This is a genomic window from Allobosea sp. 05T439, assembly GCF_056396005.1.
In genome coordinates this window covers 1-950 of the sequence record NZ_JBFTKP010000117.1, presented here as the reverse complement: position 1 = coordinate 950, position 950 = coordinate 1, and the positions used below count along the sequence as shown (strand labels likewise).

The following is a 950-nucleotide window of genomic DNA, read 5'->3' as shown; positions in this document are numbered from 1 at the left end:
AAAAGGAGGGTTTCTCATGACCACCGGCACAGTGAAATGGTTCAATTCCACCAAGGGTTTTGGCTTCATTCAGCCTGACGACGGCAGCCAGGATGTGTTCGTTCACATCTCCGCCGTCGAGCGCGCTGGAATGCGCGATTTGCAGGAAGGCCAGAAGCTCGGCTTCGAAGTCGCCCGCGACAACAAGTCGGGCAAGATGGCGGCCGAGCAGCTCCAAGCCGCATGATCTGACTGTTTCTTCGACGATGACCACGGATGTACTGGCATCGTCGACAACAGTCATTCGAGGGAAGGCCAAGCTTCTGCTTGGCCTTTTTTCGTTACTGCCGGCGACAGCGGAATACCGCACAGGAGATGGACATGGCTGAACATTCAAAGCAGCGCGTCGATGCCGACAAGAATTTTCTGAAGACCCAGACCCAATTGCTCGCGCGCAATCGGATCATGTTGGAGTCCGATACCCTCGCCCGGCACCGTGATGCGAACACGGCTAAACTGAAGCAACAGCGCCTGGAGAAGGAAGCCAATGATCGAGCCGCGGCATTGGCTGCGCCAACGGTAAAGAAGCGGAAAAAAGCCATCGCCGCCTGAGCGCCAGGCGCCGGCGCGACGGCGGGCCGGGCCTGCCGCTTCCCCCGAAATCGAGCGGATGACCGGTGTCGGCCTTCGAGTGGCTCCTGCCTCTCGGTTTGACGCTACCCTGTTGAAAATGGCCCGCCGCTCCGAAAGGGGTGGCGGGCCTTCTCTTTTGGGGCGGTAGGGGTCAAGCAAAAGCGCCCACGGCGGGGTCATAGAGCCCGCCGTCGATCGCTTTGGGTGATTATCCGACAAGCCTCTGCGCCACGCTGCGCGATAATGAGTTCCCGCCAGGGGTCTGGCTTCTCTGCGAAGTCGGCGCTGAGCCGCTTCATGATCGGGTCGGATGGAGAGGCGTCTCAATCTTTTTATCG

General features: G+C 59.6%; 2 protein-coding genes. Both read left to right on the top strand.

Features of this window, described 5'->3' with window-relative positions:
- Positions 1 to 16 precede the first annotated feature (16 nt).
- Positions 17 to 226 carry a cold-shock protein gene (locus AC1DIO_RS35305; protein WP_057193656.1) on the top strand — a complete coding sequence of 70 codons (210 nt, stop codon included), beginning with the start codon at positions 17 to 19 and terminating at the stop codon, positions 224 to 226.
- 134 nt (positions 227 to 360) lie between these two features.
- The gene (locus tag AC1DIO_RS35300; RefSeq protein WP_476771167.1) at positions 361 to 591 is read left to right on the top strand and encodes a hypothetical protein; all 231 of its coding nucleotides are present in this window, start codon (positions 361 to 363) and stop codon (positions 589 to 591) included.
- Positions 592 to 950 lie beyond the last annotated feature (359 nt).

Excerpts from the sequence above, each read along its gene's own strand:
- AC1DIO_RS35300 (WP_476771167.1), top strand. The coding sequence starts at position 361 with ATGGCTGAACATTCAAAGCAGCGCGTCGATGCCGACAAGAATTTTCTG.
- AC1DIO_RS35305 (WP_057193656.1), top strand. The coding sequence starts at position 17 with ATGACCACCGGCACAGTGAAATGGTTCAATTCCACCAAGGGTTTTGGC.